Source organism: Mycobacterium sp. UNC410CL29Cvi84 (genome assembly GCF_000686745.1).
GTDB lineage: Bacteria > Actinomycetota > Actinomycetes > Mycobacteriales > Mycobacteriaceae > Mycobacterium > Mycobacterium mucogenicum_B.
The window spans coordinates 248,646-264,214 of the sequence record NZ_JMLM01000003.1 but is presented as its reverse complement, the minus strand read 5'-3'; the positions used below and the strand labels follow the sequence as shown (position 1 = coordinate 264,214).

The following is a 15,569-nucleotide window of genomic DNA, read 5'->3' as shown; positions in this document are numbered from 1 at the left end:
CTGGCAGGCGGGCACACGGTGCACTATGGAGGCATGAGCCGTCGGCTGCTGCGGGCACTGAGTGCCGTGGTGATCGTCCTTGCGCTGCCGGCGCTCGCTGGTTGCGGTGGGCACCGGGCCGCCGGCGCCCCGCCGGACGCGTCGAGTCAATCGGTGCAGTCCGGCGGCGTGACCCGCACCTTCCACCTCTACCGGCCCGACGGGCTCACCGGCCCAGCGCCGCTGGTCGTCATGCTGCACGGCGGGTACGGCGACGGGGCGCAGGCCGAGCGCGCCTACAACTGGGATGCCGAGGCCGATGCCGGCCGATTCGTCGTCGCGTATCCCGACGGCATGGATCGCGCTTGGAACGCCGGAACCTGTTGCGGCATACCGAAGAACCGCAACATCGATGACGTCGGGTTCATCACCGCCATGGTCGGCGCGATCGAAGGGCAGCTGCCCATCGATCCGGCGCGCGTCTACGTCACCGGAATGTCCAACGGCGCCATGATGGCGCTGCGGCTCGCGTGCCAGACGGATCTGTTCGCCGCGGTCGCCCCTGTCGCCGGGACGCTGTTGACCGACTGTGCCCACGCCGCGCCGACCTCGGTGCTGCAGATCCACGGCACCGCCGACGATCGCGTCCCCTTCGACGGCGGGCCGGGTAAGGCCACAACCCTCAGCGGCGCACCCAATGTCGACGGTCCGTCGGTGCCCGCGGTGAACGCGATGTGGCGAGCTATCGACGTGTGCGGAGCTGCGGTGACCTCGACCGCCGGCGCCGTGACGACACAGACGGCCGACTGCCCCGGCGGCCGCACTGTCGAATTGATCAGCGTCGCGGGCGCCGGCCACCAGTGGCCCGGCGGTGTCCCGAGTCCGCTGGCACAACGACTCGGCGACCTGCCGCCGCCGTCGACTGCGCTGAACGCGACCGACGTCATCTGGCGGTTCTTCAACGCGCACCGTGGCTGAGAACTGCGCGAATATACGGAATGTCGAATAATCACACGGAAAATCCCCGGATTGTCTGAGCATGGCGGATGTGTCCTGGCGCACACTGGGGCCGTGACCGCCGGCAGTGAGGTGAGATGAGTCGACAATGGCGAGTGGCCCTCGTCCAGGCCAGTCCCCTGCAAGGCGACGATCCAGTAGCCGAGCTGGCTGCTGAGTTCGCCGCGATCCTCGCCGACCGGCCGGACACCCAGATGGTGGTGTTCCCCGAGATTCACCTGCTGGGTGCGAGCGACGGCGCTGCCGACACCCGGTCCTACTTCGACGCCGTGGCCGAGCCGCTCACCGGGCCGCTCGTTCAGCGACTCGGCGCCGTGGCCGCCGACGCCGGCGTGTGGTTGGTGCCAGGTTCGATCGCCGAGCGCGGTGACGACGGCCGGGTGTACAACACGGCTCTGGTCTTCGATCCAGCCGGCCGTCTGGTCTCGTCGTACCGCAAGGTGTTCCCGTGGCGCCCCTACGAGCCATGGGCGTCCGGTTCCGGCTTCTCGGCCTTCGATGTACCCGGCGTCGGCCGGATGGGCGTCAACATCTGTTACGACAGCTGGTTCCCCGAGGCGACCCGGCAGATCGCGTGGCTCGGCGCGGAGGTCGTGTTGAACATCGTCAAGACGACGTCCGACGACCGCGCGCAGGAACTCGTCCTCGCCCGCGCCAACGCGATCACGAACCAGATCTACTACCTGAGCGTCAACGCCGCCGGGCCGCTCGGGCGCGGGCAGAGCATCTACGTCGGACCGGAGGGCGAGGTCCTTGCTGAGGCGGCCCACGCCGAGCCGGAGGTCACGTATCTGACGATCGACCTCGACCGGGTGACGGCGGTGCGGACCCACGGCACCGCCGGCGTCAACCGGGTGTGGGAGCAGCTGTACGCCGAGGACGACCCCATCGAACTGCCGGTCTACGGCGGTCAACTGATGCACCAGCGGTGGCAGCCGCAGACCGCCGACCCCGAAGGACGCTCATGACCGAAACCGCCCAGCAGACCGGCGAAGCCGGCCACCTCAACGCCACCCTCGGCTTGGGTGGCGTGACGCTGTTCGGCCTCGCGTACATGGCGCCGATCATCGTCCTGGGCATCTTCGGCGTCATCGCCGAGGCGTCCGCGGGCGCCAGCGCGGGTTCGTATCTCCTGGCCACGGTGGCCATGCTGTTCACGGCCGCGAGCTACGCGAAGATGTCGGTGCACTATCCGGTCGCGGGCTCGTCGTACACCTACGTCCGCAAGGCGCTGGATTCGCGGCTCGGATTCCTGGTCGGCTGGACGATCCTGCTCGACTACCTGTTCCTGCCACTGGTCATCTGGTTGATCGGCGCCGCGTACCTGACCGGCGAGTTTCCGTCGGTACCGGCGTGGGTGTGGATCGTGCTCTTCATCGTTCTGACGACTGCGCTGAACATCCTCGGGCTCAAGGTGGCGGACAAGGCCAACCTGGTCCTGATGGCCTTGCAGTTCCTCGTGATCGCCCTGTTCGTCGGTTTCGCGGTGGCCCACATGGTGTCCCACCACGGTGGTGGCTCGCTGCTGTCCGCCACTCCGTTCACCGGTACCGGTGGTTTCCCGGCGATCGCCGCGGGCGCGGCCATCGCGGCGTACTCGTTTCTCGGGTTCGACGCCGTCAGCACGCTCACGGAGGACACCAAGAATCCGCAGCGGAACATCCCGCGCGCCATCATGCTCGTCGCGCTCATCGGCGGGGTGGTCTTCGTGGCGGTCGCGTACATCCTCACGCTGGTCCAGCCCGGCGGCACATTCGCGAACGCCGATTCACTGGCCGCCGACACGGCGCGGACCATCGGTGGGGCGCTGTTCGCCGCGTTCTTCGTGACCGGTCTGATCATCGGCCAGTTCACTTCGGGCCTGGCCGCGCAGGCGAGCGTGTCCCGGTTGCTGTATGCGATGGGCCGAGACTCGGTGTTGCCCAAGAGATTTTTCGGCAAGGTGTCGCCCCGGTTCTTCACGCCCGTCTTCAACATCGTGCTGTGCGGCTTGATCGGGCTGGGTGCGGTGTTCCTCAGCGTCGCCACGTCGACGTCGTTCATCAACTTCGGGGCCTTCACCGCCTTCACGCTGGTGAACCTGTCGGTGATCGGCTACTTCGTCCGGCATCGCCACGAGACGCGGCTGAATCCGCTGACGTACGTGGTGATTCCGTTGATCGGCGCGGTCGTCGACGTCTACCTGCTCACCCAACTCGGCAGTGCCGCACTGACTCTCGGGGTGATCTGGATGGCGATCGGCGTGGTGTACCTGCTGGTCCTCACCCGCGGCCTGCGCGTCCCGCCGCCGGAGCTGTCACTGGCTGAGTAGGCGCGCCACTGGTGCTGAGCGGAGCGCAGTGGACGTCGAAACGCCGCGCGACGGTGTCCAGGGTGCGCTGCAGGTGCGGACGCCGGCGGTGATGGGTCGCCAGGAACTGGACCGTCCCGAGCAGCTGACGCGGCATCGGATACCACCGTGCGATGTCCAGCCCGCAATCTCGAAACACCTTGGTGGGCAGGACATCTGTCATGAGGCTGAGGTTGTGCAGCGCCAGCGTCATCAAGGTGTGAGGGAACGCCGCGTTGCACTTCTGGCGCAAGTCGATCATGTCGAGCTCGTACAGCGGCAGTTGGGTGAGTTGACCGGTGAACATCAGATGGGGCAGGAAGTAGCCCATGTACGTCGTCAGATGCAGCGTCGCCGCGCGAGCGTTCAACGACAGCACCCGGCCGCTGGGCGAGGTGTAGGGCTCGTACGGCCCCGAGCGCTTCAGCAGGTACCCGGTGCAGTTGACGATCCAGCTGTCCGGCGCGATCTCCTGGACCGCGCCACTGCGCAGCTGCAGTTCGGTCCGCCCGTCGTGGTCGACGGCATCTACGAAATGGTCCATCACGATGTCGTTGAGGCCGGCGGCGATGGCGTCGCGCTCCGCCGTCGACAGCAGCCCGAGCAGGAAGTTGTTGGTCTTGGGCGTCACCCAGACCCCGCACCGCTCACGCCAGTGGCGGGCCACTTCGTCTTCGTTGGTGCCGTCGAACAGTTGCGTCACCTCGTCGACGAACGGGTTGAAGGTCACCCCGCCCCACCACCGCTTGGCACCGGTGGGGAACAGGCGGTCGCGGTGGGCGAAGTAGGTTCCCGAACCCGCCAGCAGATTCACCTCGCGCCCGGGGTGACGGGTGATCAGCGCGTACGCGGTGTCCATCGCGGTCTTGCCGCTGCCGATGATCCACACCGGAGCGTTGCTGTCATCGATGTCACCGGCGCGCATGTCGCAGTAGTTCGGCGACACCGAGCGGACGGTCGTGCTGGACACCGGCAGTGGGTCGTTCGGTTCGACATCGGAGGCGCTGGCCTTGATCAGATGCTTGGCTTCGATCACCATGGTGCGCCCGTCGTCGGACACACATTGGATGCGGACCACGCCGTCGGCCTCAGCGTCGGATTGCATTGTCCAGCCGTAGTATTCGTCGATCGCGATACGCTCTCGCAGCACGTCGAGACAATGGTCGAACTGTGCGAGCACCTCGTGCTTGGTGGCCAGGTGTGACGGTTCGGCGCCCAGCGTCCAGCCGATGTTCCCGACGGTGAAGAACGGGTGTGGCTGGTGCAGGCGCACGTAGTCGTAGGTGTCGACCCACATGCCGCCCGCGCGGTGCCGCCGGTCCAGCAGGATCACCCGCTGGCCTGCCGACAGGTACTGGGAGGTCGTGAAGAGCGCGTTGAGGCCGGCGATCCCGGCCCCGACGATGCAGACGTCGCAGCGCTGGATCCCGGGTCCGGTGGTGTCGTTGCCCATGGGGCCTCCTTGTCCTTGGAAAAAGGCTCCGGCATCGGACCCGCCGGTGCAATCAGCCGATTGGCGTATTTCGTTGGCGCACTATAGGGATATGGCGAGCAGTGTGCGCACGAGTTCGGCCTGGCGGTGGGTGCCCGTCTTGTCGAAGATGTGTTGCACGTGGGTTCTGACGGTGCCGGCGGACAGGCACATGCTCTCGGCGATGGGCTTGATGCCGTCGCCCTGTATCAGCCTGATGGCCACTGCCGCTTCGGCCGTCGTCAGCCCGTACAGGCGGCGCAGCATTTCGGTGTCCGGTTCCGGGTGTCGCTCGGGATCGAGGATGAGCACCAGTGCCCGTGATTCGGCGAGCGGAGCCGTCACGTGCTGGAACGGCAGCACGTGAATGACGTACGGGCGCAGGCCGGATGGGCGCGGGCACAACAGGGACGTGCCACCGCGCACCACCGACCCGGTCTGTCCGAGTGCGGCGTTGATGCCGTGGCGCAGCGTCGCGTCGGCGGGCGGGTGCGCAAACTCGAACGATCCATCCCGGATGGTCAATCCGTCGTGCCGGCGGACGATGTTCTCCGCTGCGGTGTTCAGGTAGCGCACCGACAACGCGCAGTCCACGACGGCCATCCCGATGCGCGTGACGTTGTCCATCGCTGACGAGATGTTGCGGATCTGATGGGTCGCCGCGCTGAGATCGTGCTGGATGCGCAGCGCGCGCTGGAAGTGGGGGACCAGCGCCTCGGTCAGTTGGACCCGTTCAGCGGTGTCGAAAGGATCGGAACGCTTCTCGGTGGCCACCAGCCAGGTGGCGGGTGTGGGCCCGTCCGTCAGCCGGACGAACAGCCCGTCGTCGAGTCGGTGCGGCCGCATCCAGTCCATGCGGAACTCTGCCTTCGGCTGCAGCTCGGCGAGTCCCTGGCAACTGTGCACATATCCGACGGGCCCGTTCTCGACCGCTTCGAGGAGGTAATCGATGTGGCGGTAGTACTCCGCGTACTCGGCCAGGGCGTCGGTCGGGATGGTGACGCTCTGGGGTGCCCGGCTCACGCCATCGGCCAACACCAGGGCTGCGCCGCCGGTTGCCCCGAACATGGTGTGGAGATCGACCATGGTCGCGGTCCAGTGCTCTGGCTGGACCGCGGAATCGTAGATCGAGGAGACTACGCGTGAGAAGTCCTCGACCGTGACCACGGCCGACGCTCCCTGAGATGTGTTGCGGTCACGTCTGGCGCCTTTCGCGACGTGATCCCCCCATAAATGGACAGGTGCTGCGGAAATCGTAATTCAAGACCAATGGTATGTAAAGTGTTCCCTTGGTGGTTGCTGTGCGTCGGATCAGCGTCGCCACGAGTGCGGACAGATCGCGATTAGCGGGGGATCGCGATCTGTGCGCATTGTCGTCGGGCAATCAGCTCACTGATACGCCCCCGGCGCCACCCGCTCCACCGGCGCCTCCCGAGCCGCCGGCGCCACCCGCCGAGCTGGTGGCAAACGAACCTGCGTCTCCTGCTTGGCCGGCGTTGCCCGCCACACCGGAGGAATACTTCGACACCCATGCGGGATCTGTCGGGTCGGGAGCGGACGCGTATCCACCGGTGCCGCCGGTACCGCCGGTGCCACCGGCTCCGCCACGTCCACCCTTGCCGCTCTGACCGGTGAAACCGGTCGGGCCCACGTTGCCGGCATGCCCGGGAGCGCCGGTGGTGCCTTTGGCGCCCGCGGCGCCGCTGTCGCCGACAGCTCCGACCTTGCCATCGTCGCCGCTCAGCCCAACCGCGCCCTGATGCCCGCTCTGTCCGGCGACGCCGTCCGCCCCGCGACCGCCCAAGATTCCTCCCGAACCACCCTTGCCTGCCGCACCGCCTGCGCCACCGGCACCGCCTGCGCCACCGGCACCGCCATGTCCGCCGCCACCGCCCGCGCCACCGGTGCCCGCCGCACCAGGGTCGCCGCCCTGCCCGCCGCCGCCGGCAATACCTGGCGCTCCGCCGGGGCCGCCCACGCCGCCGGCGCCGCCCACACCGCCGGTGCCACCCTGGCCGCCGCGCCCACCGAAGCCGCCTTGGCCACCGACTGAGGCTCCCAGAACGCCGGCCGGATAGGTGCTGTTCGGAGCGCTGCCGGAGGACGCAGATCCGCCGGTACCGCCGCCGCCACCAGGTCCACCTTGTGCGCCGGCGCCGCCACCAGGTCCACCTTGTGCGCCGGCGCCGCCATCTCCGCCGGTGCCGCCGGTGCCGCCGCGGCCGCCGTTTCCGGCATCTCCGCCGGTGCCGCCCGTTCCGCCGTCGCCGGCATTCCCGCCGGTGCCGCCTTTGCCGCCGTCGCCGGCATTCCCGCCGGTGCCGCCATCACCGCCGTCGCCACCCACGCCGCCGGCACCGCCGCGCCCTCCGGTGCCGACGAACCGGCTGCCGGCGCCGCCATCGCCACCGCGACCGGCTGGGGTGCCGTCGACACCGCGACCGCCCGGGCCGCCGTCCGTACCGCCGCCGCCGGTTCCGCCGGTGAGGCCGTTGCCGCCGGTTCCGCCGGTGCCGCCCTTCTCCCCATTACCGCCGGTGCCGCCCTGGCCGCCCGTGCCACCCTGGCCGCCGGCTCCGCCGCTGGCGCCCTGTGCGCCGGCACCGCCGTCGCCACCGATGCCGCCATAGGCAACATGGACCGCATCGGCATGGCCGCCTTCACCACCGTTTTGACCGTTCCCGCCGGGCTGGTGGCCGGTTTCGCCGGCATAGCCGGGTACGCCGTAGTGCGGATCGGCGAAGAAATCGGTGTACGGAGGCTCGGGAAGGTTGGCCCATATGTATGTCTCGGAGTTGACGCCGCCCTGGCCCGGACCACCCGTACTGCCGGTCTCCCCGGTGGCGCCGGTGTCCCCGGTTTTACCCGTATCGCCGGTTTTACCGACGGCTCCGTCTGCGCCTTTTTCCCCCTGGCTTCCGGTTGATCCGTTGCTGCCCGTGCTTCCGGTCGCGCCTTTCGATCCGTCTCCGCCCGCTCCGCCGTCTCCGCCATTGCCGAGAACCGAATAGCGGCCGACGCTGCCACCGTTGCCCCCATCGGCCCCGGTACCGCCTTTTCCGCCGCCGCCGCCGCCGCCGTTGCCGGCGAGGGAGCCGCCTCGGCCGCCGGCGCCGCCGCGGCCGCCGACGCCACCCTGGCCACCGTGTCCGCCATGGCCGATGATTCCGGCGTTGCCGCCCTTGCCTCCAGCGCCGCCAGCGGCACCGTTGCCGCCGGCGCCGCCAGTTCCGAATGCCACACCGGCACGGCCGCCTGTGCCGCCGGCCGCTCCGGGCGTCACTGCGTCGCCACCCCGGCCGCCGTTGCCGATGAAGACCGCGTTTCCGCCGTTGCCCCCGTTGATTCCGGCGCCGCCGCTACCGAACAGGATGCCGCCGGGCTGACCGTTCGGGTGGGTCTCGGTGCCTCGCGCGCCATTGCAGATCAATCCGCAGGGATGGTCGAGCCGGGTCGAGGGCGTGGATGCCGTCGGGGCTGTCAACGCGGCGGTCGGCTTCGGTTGTGTGGCAGCCGAACTCGCGGTCGTCGCTCCCACGGATTTGTCGGCCGGCGATGTATTTGTGGATTCGCCTGTGCTCAAAGCGAATTCGATTCCCGTGAGTTCGATCGCGCGCAGCTGTGACTGCTGTGCGGTGGCAGCCCTCGGATCTTGGTGCATGGCCAAGAACAAACCCGCGGTGGCGACGGCACCGCCCGCCGCGCCTGCGGCCAAGAATCCCACCGACCTCAGCGGGCTGCGCGCACGGTTCCGGCGATGGTTGCTCATGATCGTCCCCTCCTGGGTATGCCGCCGGCTCGAGACGATTGCTGCCCCGAGTCCGAGCGAGCGCCGACAGACAGAACGACCGTATTTAGGAACTGGATTGGGGGGATATAAGGGAAATCCCTACTCTTTGCCGGGAATCCGCGGAGGTCGCGCATCCAGCTGCCGGTCGTGGTCAGGCCTAGGGTGCGTCTTGGTCGTGCGCAGGAGTCAACGGCGGCCGCACAACGCTAGGGATAACCCTTATTTCGCCGGCGTGGTCCATGCCATACGTTGCATTCATGCTTCCGGTGGAACCGTGCTACCTCGTTGAGTGGTACCACCCGAAATTCTTCGGATCGACGCTTGCTGAAGCGGCCGCGATGCTCGGCGCGGCCGCCGAGTCAGTGTCGACCGACGGGGTATCCGTCCGGGTGGCCACCGTGATTTCGGTGCCCAAGGACGAGGTCGCGTTCGGCGTCTTCGTGGCCGATTCGGCGGACATGGTGACGAGAACCTGCGACCAAGCCGGGTTTCCCGCGCAACGTCTCAGTGTTGCGTCGGACATCGAGTTTCCCGGCTGACGCGCAGTTTCCGGACGGGTATCGCCAAGGAATCTCACAGCGCATAATCGCGGTGTGCTGGGAAGTTGCCTGGATGCGTCGCCCGTGATCGGCGAGTTCCTGGCCCCGTCACGTTGGCCCGCTGCCCTGGTGCTGGAGGGCGAGGCGGGCATCGGGAAGACGACGTTGTGGTTGTCGGCGATCGATCAGGCGCGGACTTTGGGGATGCGGGTGCTGTCGGCGCGTACGGCTGCGGCGGAGTCGGTGTTGGCGTATGCGTCGCTTGCTGATCTGCTGCGCGACGTCGAAACGGCGGTGTTGGCGGATTTGCCAGGCCCCCAGCGGGTTGCGATGGACCGGGTGTTGCTGCGCGGCGCGGGTGATGATGACGAGGCGACGGATCCGCGCGCGGTGGCGGCCGGCTTCGTGTCGGTCCTCGACCGACTCGCCGATGACTCTCCGGTGATCATCGCGATCGACGATCTGCAATGGCTGGATACGTCGAGTCGGCAGGTGGTGGCTTTCGCAGCGCGGCGGCTGACTGGACGCGTCGCCCTGCTGGGAACGGTCCGGACCGAACCTCAACTCAGTACCGCGATAGCGTGGCTCCAGCTGCCGAAGGCAGATGCGGTCGTCCGGTTCCGGGTGTCGCCCTTGAGTCTTGGCAAATTGCATGGCGTGCTCGCCGAGCGGCTGGGGCTGAGTCTGCCGCGGCCCACCATGGTCCGGATTCACGAGATTTCCGGCGGTAACCCGTTCTATGCGCTGGAGCTGGCACGCACGATCGGTTCGCCGGCGTCGACGAATGAGATGTCATGGCCCGGCACACTCGCCGAGTTGGTTCAGGGCCGGGTCGGCAAGGTCGGTCCCGACGCGCGCGAGGCGTTGTTGGTGGTGGCTTGCGCCGCTACGCCATCGGTGGAACTTGTTGCCCGCGTGATGGATTCGGCAGGAGACCGTGTCGTGGCGCTGCTGGAGGATGCCGAGAGCAATTCGATCGTCGGGATCGACGGTCAGCGGATTCGCTTCACGCACCCGTTGTTGGCGGCAGGGGTCTACGCTGCCGCAACCCCGGCCCAACGGCGCGCGACGCACCGGCGGCTGGCTGCGGCCATCGACGATCCCGAGCTGCACGCTCGGCATCTTGCGCTATCGGTGACCCGGGGCAATCCCGGCACGCTGCGCGCGTTGGACATCGCCGCAGAGCGAGCGGTCATCCGTGGTGCTCCGGCCGCCGCGGCCGAATTACTCGATTTGGCAGCCGGACTCGGCGGCGACACCCCGGAGCGCCGGATCCGCCAGGCGAACCACCACTACAACGCCGGTGATGCCGACCGCGCTCGAGCACTGCTCAATCGGACAGTGGGAGAAGATCTCCCGGGACCGGTTCGAGCGCAAGCGTTCAGCTTGCTCGGCGCCATCGAAATCGTCGATCGAAGTCACAGCGGGGCAGCTCGATTGCTCGAGCGTGCCCTCGATGAGGCGGCAGCCGATCTGGCCGCGCGCGTGCAGATCTCGGTGCCGATGTCGTTCGCCCTCTACAACATCGGCCAGCACGAGTTGGCGGCACACAGAATTGACGAAGCCACCGAATGTGCGACCCGGCTCGCGCAGCCCGGCTTGCTGAGTCAGGCGCTGAGCATGCGGACACTGGTGCAATTCTGGCTGGGTAGCGGTGTCGATGAGGAAAGCCTGCAGCGGGCAATCGAATTGGATGACGGAGATCCGGCCATTTCGGCATTCTTCCTGCCGCGTATGCACAGGGCGACCCTGTGGTCGTGCACCGGGAAGCTCGATGAGGCACGCGCGGAGTTCCGCGCCATCAGGCAGCAGTGCATCGACGGCGGAGTGGAGACCGACCAGAACTTCGTCGCAATCAACGCAGTCCACAACGAGATCTGGCGCGGGGACCTTGCCGCCGCCACTCTGCTGGCAGAAGACGCCATGGAACGGGCCGTGCATCTCGGCGGGTTCCACCACACCGCGGCCCTGGTCATGCGAGCGCGGTGCGCCGCATATTCAGGTAGGGAGGACACGGCGCGCGACGCAGTCCGCCAAGTCCGGGCCACCGTGCCACTGTCCGAGTGCCTCATCTTGACCGGATGGGCGATCATGGCCCTCGGCTTCCTGGACGTCTCGCTGGGCAATTACGAGGCGGCGCTGGCAGCGCTCGAGCCGTTGTTGTCGATCTTCTCGCAGCGGCGCGAGGCGACGGAGATCTACGTCGCCGAGTGGGTGCCCGATGCGGTCGACGCATTGGTCGGGCTGGGTCGACTGGCCGAGGCCGAGCCATTGGTCGACGCCCTGGAGGGCAATGGCAGCCGGTTGGGCCGCGCGTGGATGCTGGCGGTGGGTGGGCGGTGTCGGGCTCTGCTGCTGGGTGCGCAAGGTCACGTCGATGAGGCGACCGCGGTGGCCGGGCGTGCGCTGGCCGAACATGACCGGCTGCCAATGCCATTCGAGCGGGCACGCACCGTTCTGGTGTTGGGGCAGTTGCAGCGTCGTCAACGTCGCCGGGCGGTCGCGGTTGCCACGTTGCAGGAGGCTTTGGGGGCGTTCGAGGCGCTCGGCACGCCGCTGTGGGCCGAGCAGGCGCGTCGTGCGCTGGGCCGTATCGACGAGCGTTCGGACCGAGGTGCGGTGCTGACGGCGTCGGAGCGCCGTATTGCCGAGTTGGTGGCGTCGGGGATGAGCAATCGTGAAGTGGCCGCGAAGTTGTACGTCAGTGCAAAGACGGTAGAGGTCCACTTGTCCCGGATCTACCGGAAATTGGGTATCCGGTCGCGGTCCGAACTCGGCTGGCGCATCACTCGCCCGGCTCCGTGATGACCTCCTGCCCGCGACTCAGGCTGCGGCTGGGCTGGACTCGGTCGTCTTGGGGGCGTCCTTTGGTCCGGCCTTGGTGCCTGTCTTGGGCCCGGCCTTCGGTGCGTCGTTCGGGGTGTCCGCATCCGTGCCCGTGGTGGGCGCATTCTTCTTTTTCTTCGGCTTGGTGACCTTCACCGGCGGTGCGTCGGGATCGGTCTTCGGCTTCGTCGACTTGGCCGGTGGTGTGTCCGGATCTACTTGGGGCTTGGTCGATTTCGGCTCCGGCTCGGTGGCGTCTGCCGGCTTCTGATCGGTGTCGGTGGCCGGCGTCGCGGCGGGCGATTGCGCCGGCTCGCTCTTGACGTCGGACTTGGTGTCGGTCTTCACGTCGGTCTTGGTGTCCGGCTCGTCGACCTTCGTGTTCGCCGCCGGCTTGTCCTCGACGGTCGCCGCCACCGGCGCCAGCGCCGCGGTCTTCTTGGCGGAGGCGTCCAGAGTGGTCACGGGGGGAGTAGCCGTCGGTGTGGCCGCCAGCGGAGGCAGGTGCAGTTGGGACCGGATGTCGTCGACGAAGTTGTTGGCGCCTTCCTGCAGGGCACCGGGTATCGCGTTCAGCGTCTCGACGATCTTCGACAGCGGAGTGAACAACGAGAACGGTGTCTTCTTGGCCGGATTCAGGTTCTCGCGGTCGGTGTAGCCCATGTCGACCAACACCCGCAGCAGCGGCTCGACAGCGTCCAGCAGCGGTTTGACCAACGGCGTCAATCCGATGGCACCGGCACCGATGCGCAGCGGCACCAGCAGCGGCAGGTCGGGAGTCTTGATGAACACGTAGGTGTCCGTCCCGCCCGCACCGTTGTCGGGCACGACGGTGATGATGGCGGGCGTGGTGCCGGGGATGTACGAGTCGTAGTACGCGTCGGGGTGCGCGTACATCACGCCGAGCAGGCTGTTCGCCAACGACAGCGGATTGAAATACGCCGGGAAGTCGGCGTAGGGGTCGTACTCACGCGTGTAGAACGTGGTGTCGTAGGGCGACGGCGCGGACGGGCCCTGGTTGTTGACGATGAAGGGCACATTCATGCCGGGGAACCGCTCGAAGATGCCGCCGTTGCCGGCGAAGGGCGAGCCGATCATCACGAACGACAGTTGCGAGGGTGCGGGGCCGGTGCCATTGGCCAGGAGCCGGCGTTTGGCCCACTCGGCGCCGAGACTGCCCTCCGAGTAGCCGGCGACGATCAGCTGCTCGCCGGGCCGGGACGTGATGGCGTTGTAGACCTTCGGCCCGGAGACGGTCGTGCTCGCCGACAGCTGGATCGACGCCGGGTAGTTGATGGGCAGGTAGGCGTAGCCGGGCGGCACCACGGTGTGGTTGAGCTTGGCCGGAATATTGGCGGAGGTGGGGTCGCCGCGCCCGCCGATGCCGATCACCGTGTTCATCAGGCCGACGACGAAGCTCGACGTGATGTTGGTGGCGGGACTCACCAGCAGTGCACAGCACAGCGCCACCAACAGGAAGACGCGCGGCACACCGCGAACGGCGGGACTTCTGGTTGGCCACATCTGCACTGACATCGGCGCTCCCCCGGCTAGGCGTGAACCGGACGGTACTCCCGCGACCAGGCCTTTAGACGGGAATTTGCAACTTCTCCGCCGAACACAGAACGGGTGGTGCTCCGGCATCCGGAACACCACCCGTGTCGGTGTGTGGGACCCGCTAGGGGCAGGTCACCTCGATCTCGAAGGGCTTCTTGGTGGGCTCCATCGGGTTGGCCATGTCGACCCCGGTGGCGGTGCCGCTGATTTTGTAGGTCTTGCCGTCCTTGGTGGCCTTGGCTTCGCCGCCCGGGACACCGTCGGTGTAGCCCAGGGTGACGCCGTTGACGGCGCCCAGGCCGACGGTCTTGACGACCGGCGGGTCGGCGTCGGTCAGGGTGACGCCCAGCCCGCCCGAAGCGTTGCCGATGGCGATGACCACGTTGCCGGCTGCCGTGGTGCAGCCGATCTGGCCCTGGACGTCCTGGGCCTTACCGTCGATGCTGACCTTCGCAGTGCCCGATCCGGCAGAAGAGTTACCCGCAGCCGACGACGCGGAGGCCGATGCGGTGGCCGACGAGCCGGAGGACTTCTTGTCGTCCTTGGAACAGCCGGTCAGGCCGGCGGCCAGAACCGCGGCACCTGCGACCGCGACAACCAAACCACGCTTCATAACTTGTGCTCCTAATTTGTGCGAACCGTCCGGACGGCGGGTCATCCAGTGCATTATGGGGTTCGCCAACGGCCTGTTCACCAAATTCACAGAAAATCCCTGTAACCGTCCTGACCTGTTTGTTTCCGCGTAGTTAGCCGGCATTCGGGTGTCGGCGCGGGGAATTGATTGAATACAGCGGTGAGTCAGCAGTTCTTCGAAGTCACCGCGCAGCTGCCGGATCGGCGTGGCCGTGCCGGGGTGATCCATACGCCGCACGGTGACATCCAGACGCCGGCGTTCATCGCCGTCGGTACCGCGGCGACGGTCAAGGGCGTTCTGCCGGAGACCATGAAATCACTTGGGGTGCAGGCACTTCTGTCCAATGCCTACCACCTGTACCTGCAACCGGGGCCCGATGTGGTGGACGAAGCGGGCGGGCTCGGCGCCTTCATGAACTGGCCCGGGCCGACGTTCACCGACAGCGGCGGCTTTCAGGTGATGTCGCTCGGGGTGGGCTTCAAGAAGGTGCTGGCCATGGACACGGCCCGGTTGCAGGCCGACGACATCATTGCCGAAGGAAAAGAGCGGCTGGCCCACGTCGACGAAGATGGGGTGACGTTCCGCTCGCACCTCAACGGTGACAAGCATCGGTTCACGCCGGAGGTGTCGATCGGCATTCAGCACCAGCTCGGCGCTGACATCATCTTCGCCTTCGACGAGTTGACCACCCTGGTGAACACCCGTGCCTATCAAGAACGTTCGGTGGAACGGACCCACCGCTGGGCTGTGCGGTGCTTGGCCGAACACCGTCGGCTGACGATCGAACGCGCGGGCAAGCCGGCGCAGGCACTGTTCGGGGTGGTGCAGGGCGCGCAGTACGAGGACCTGCGCCGGCAGGCCACCAAGGGGCTCGTCGGCATCGTCGACGAGGACGGGCACGGCTTCGACGGCTACGGCATCGGTGGTGCGCTCGAGAAACAGAACCTGGCGACCATCGTCGGCTGGGTCACCGACGAACTGCCCGACGACAAGCCGCGGCACCTCCTCGGTATCAGTGAGCCCGATGATCTGTTCGCCGCCATCGAAGCCGGCGCCGACACCTTCGACTGCGTCTCGCCGTCGCGGGTCGCCCGCAACGCCGCGATGTACTCGGCCACGGGCCGCTTCAACGTCACCAACGCGCGGTTCAAGCGGGATTTCAATCCCATTGACGCCGAATGTGATTGCTACACGTGCGCCAACTACACGCGGGCGTACATGCACCATCTGTTCAAGGCCAAGGAGATCCTGGCGTCCACGCTGGGCACCATCCACAACGAGCGGTTCATCATCCGGCTCGTCGACCAGATCCGCGCCGCCATCATCGCCGGTGAGTTCGACGAACTGCGGGACCACGTGCTGGGGCGCTACTACGGGTCCCGATAGCGGGCCACCTGCGACGATCCCGAGCTGTGCACAATTGGCGG

General features: G+C 67.5%; 11 protein-coding genes. 6 read left to right on the top strand and 5 right to left on the bottom strand.

The window, feature by feature from the left end; translation table 11 throughout:
- The first annotated feature begins 33 nt into the window (after positions 1 to 33).
- The 3 genes from BR47_RS0107285 to BR47_RS0107275 all read left to right on the top strand — a co-directional run bounded on the left by BR47_RS0107285 (position 34) and on the right by BR47_RS0107275 (position 3,307).
- Positions 34 to 957 (top strand): extracellular catalytic domain type 1 short-chain-length polyhydroxyalkanoate depolymerase, encoded by a 924-nt coding sequence (locus tag BR47_RS0107285; protein ID WP_029119068.1) that lies wholly within the window; start codon positions 34 to 36, stop codon positions 955 to 957.
- A gap of 116 nt (positions 958 to 1,073) precedes the next feature.
- Positions 1,074 to 1,964 (top strand): carbon-nitrogen hydrolase family protein, encoded by an 891-nt coding sequence (locus tag BR47_RS0107280; RefSeq protein ID WP_029119067.1) that lies wholly within the window; start codon positions 1,074 to 1,076, stop codon positions 1,962 to 1,964.
- Positions 1,961 to 3,307, top strand: coding sequence for an APC family permease (locus BR47_RS0107275; RefSeq protein WP_036426895.1), 1,347 nt, complete (start codon positions 1,961 to 1,963; stop codon positions 3,305 to 3,307). The genes BR47_RS0107280 and BR47_RS0107275 overlap by 4 nt, the downstream gene beginning before the upstream one ends.
- Here BR47_RS0107275 and BR47_RS0107270 read toward each other — a convergent pair.
- The 3 genes from BR47_RS0107270 to BR47_RS33985 form a co-directional block, all read right to left on the bottom strand.
- Positions 3,258 to 4,778, bottom strand: coding sequence for an FAD-dependent oxidoreductase (locus tag BR47_RS0107270; protein WP_020099433.1), 1,521 nt, complete (start codon positions 4,776 to 4,778; stop codon positions 3,258 to 3,260). The genes BR47_RS0107275 and BR47_RS0107270 overlap by 50 nt on opposite strands.
- An 81-nt stretch (positions 4,779 to 4,859) precedes the next feature.
- Positions 4,860 to 5,963: a helix-turn-helix transcriptional regulator gene (locus BR47_RS0107265; protein WP_020099432.1), complete on the bottom strand. Its 1,104-nt coding sequence runs from the start codon at positions 5,961 to 5,963 to the stop codon at positions 4,860 to 4,862.
- 217 nt (positions 5,964 to 6,180) lie between these two features.
- The gene (locus BR47_RS33985) at positions 6,181 to 8,565 is read right to left on the bottom strand and encodes a hypothetical protein (RefSeq protein ID WP_051634662.1); all 2,385 of its coding nucleotides are present in this window, start codon (positions 8,563 to 8,565) and stop codon (positions 6,181 to 6,183) included.
- 278 nt (positions 8,566 to 8,843) lie between these two features.
- Here BR47_RS33985 and BR47_RS0107255 point away from each other — a divergent pair, with 278 nt between their 5' ends.
- Positions 8,844 to 9,125: a hypothetical protein gene (locus BR47_RS0107255; RefSeq protein ID WP_029119065.1), complete on the top strand. Its 282-nt coding sequence runs from the start codon at positions 8,844 to 8,846 to the stop codon at positions 9,123 to 9,125.
- 54 nt (positions 9,126 to 9,179) lie between these two features.
- A complete protein-coding gene (locus tag BR47_RS0107250; RefSeq protein ID WP_036426894.1) occupies positions 9,180 to 11,930 on the top strand; it encodes a LuxR C-terminal-related transcriptional regulator in 2,751 nt (916 codons plus the stop codon).
- A gap of 18 nt (positions 11,931 to 11,948) precedes the next feature.
- On the opposite strand, the gene BR47_RS31960 is transcribed toward BR47_RS0107250, so the two are convergent.
- Both BR47_RS31960 and BR47_RS0107240 read right to left on the bottom strand, forming a co-directional pair.
- Complete coding sequence (locus tag BR47_RS31960; protein ID WP_177127347.1) at positions 11,949 to 13,487, bottom strand: PE-PPE domain-containing protein; 1,539 nt, start codon at positions 13,485 to 13,487, stop codon at positions 11,949 to 11,951.
- Between the two features lie 142 nt (positions 13,488 to 13,629).
- Positions 13,630 to 14,121: a lipoprotein LpqH gene (locus BR47_RS0107240; protein WP_020099430.1), complete on the bottom strand. Its 492-nt coding sequence runs from the start codon at positions 14,119 to 14,121 to the stop codon at positions 13,630 to 13,632.
- Positions 14,122 to 14,301: 180 nt separating this feature from the next.
- On the opposite strand from BR47_RS0107240, the gene tgt reads away from it, so the two are divergent.
- Positions 14,302 to 15,528, top strand: coding sequence for a tRNA guanosine(34) transglycosylase Tgt (tgt, locus tag BR47_RS0107235; RefSeq protein ID WP_029119063.1), 1,227 nt, complete (start codon positions 14,302 to 14,304; stop codon positions 15,526 to 15,528).
- The last annotated feature ends 41 nt before the right edge of the window (positions 15,529 to 15,569 follow it).

Coding starts and splice junctions, on each gene's coding strand:
- BR47_RS0107285 (WP_029119068.1), top strand. CDS start 34: ATGAGCCGTCGGCTGCTGCGGGCACTGAGTGCCGTGGTGATCGTCCTT.
- BR47_RS0107280 (WP_029119067.1), top strand. CDS start 1,074: ATGAGTCGACAATGGCGAGTGGCCCTCGTCCAGGCCAGTCCCCTGCAA.
- BR47_RS0107275 (WP_036426895.1), top strand. CDS start 1,961: ATGACCGAAACCGCCCAGCAGACCGGCGAAGCCGGCCACCTCAACGCC.
- BR47_RS0107270 (WP_020099433.1), bottom strand. CDS start 4,778: ATGGGCAACGACACCACCGGACCCGGGATCCAGCGCTGCGACGTCTGC.
- BR47_RS33985 (WP_051634662.1), bottom strand. CDS start 8,565: ATGAGCAACCATCGCCGGAACCGTGCGCGCAGCCCGCTGAGGTCGGTG.
- BR47_RS0107255 (WP_029119065.1), top strand. CDS start 8,844: ATGCTTCCGGTGGAACCGTGCTACCTCGTTGAGTGGTACCACCCGAAA.
- BR47_RS31960 (WP_177127347.1), bottom strand. CDS start 13,487: ATGTCAGTGCAGATGTGGCCAACCAGAAGTCCCGCCGTTCGCGGTGTG.
- BR47_RS0107240 (WP_020099430.1), bottom strand. CDS start 14,121: ATGAAGCGTGGTTTGGTTGTCGCGGTCGCAGGTGCCGCGGTTCTGGCC.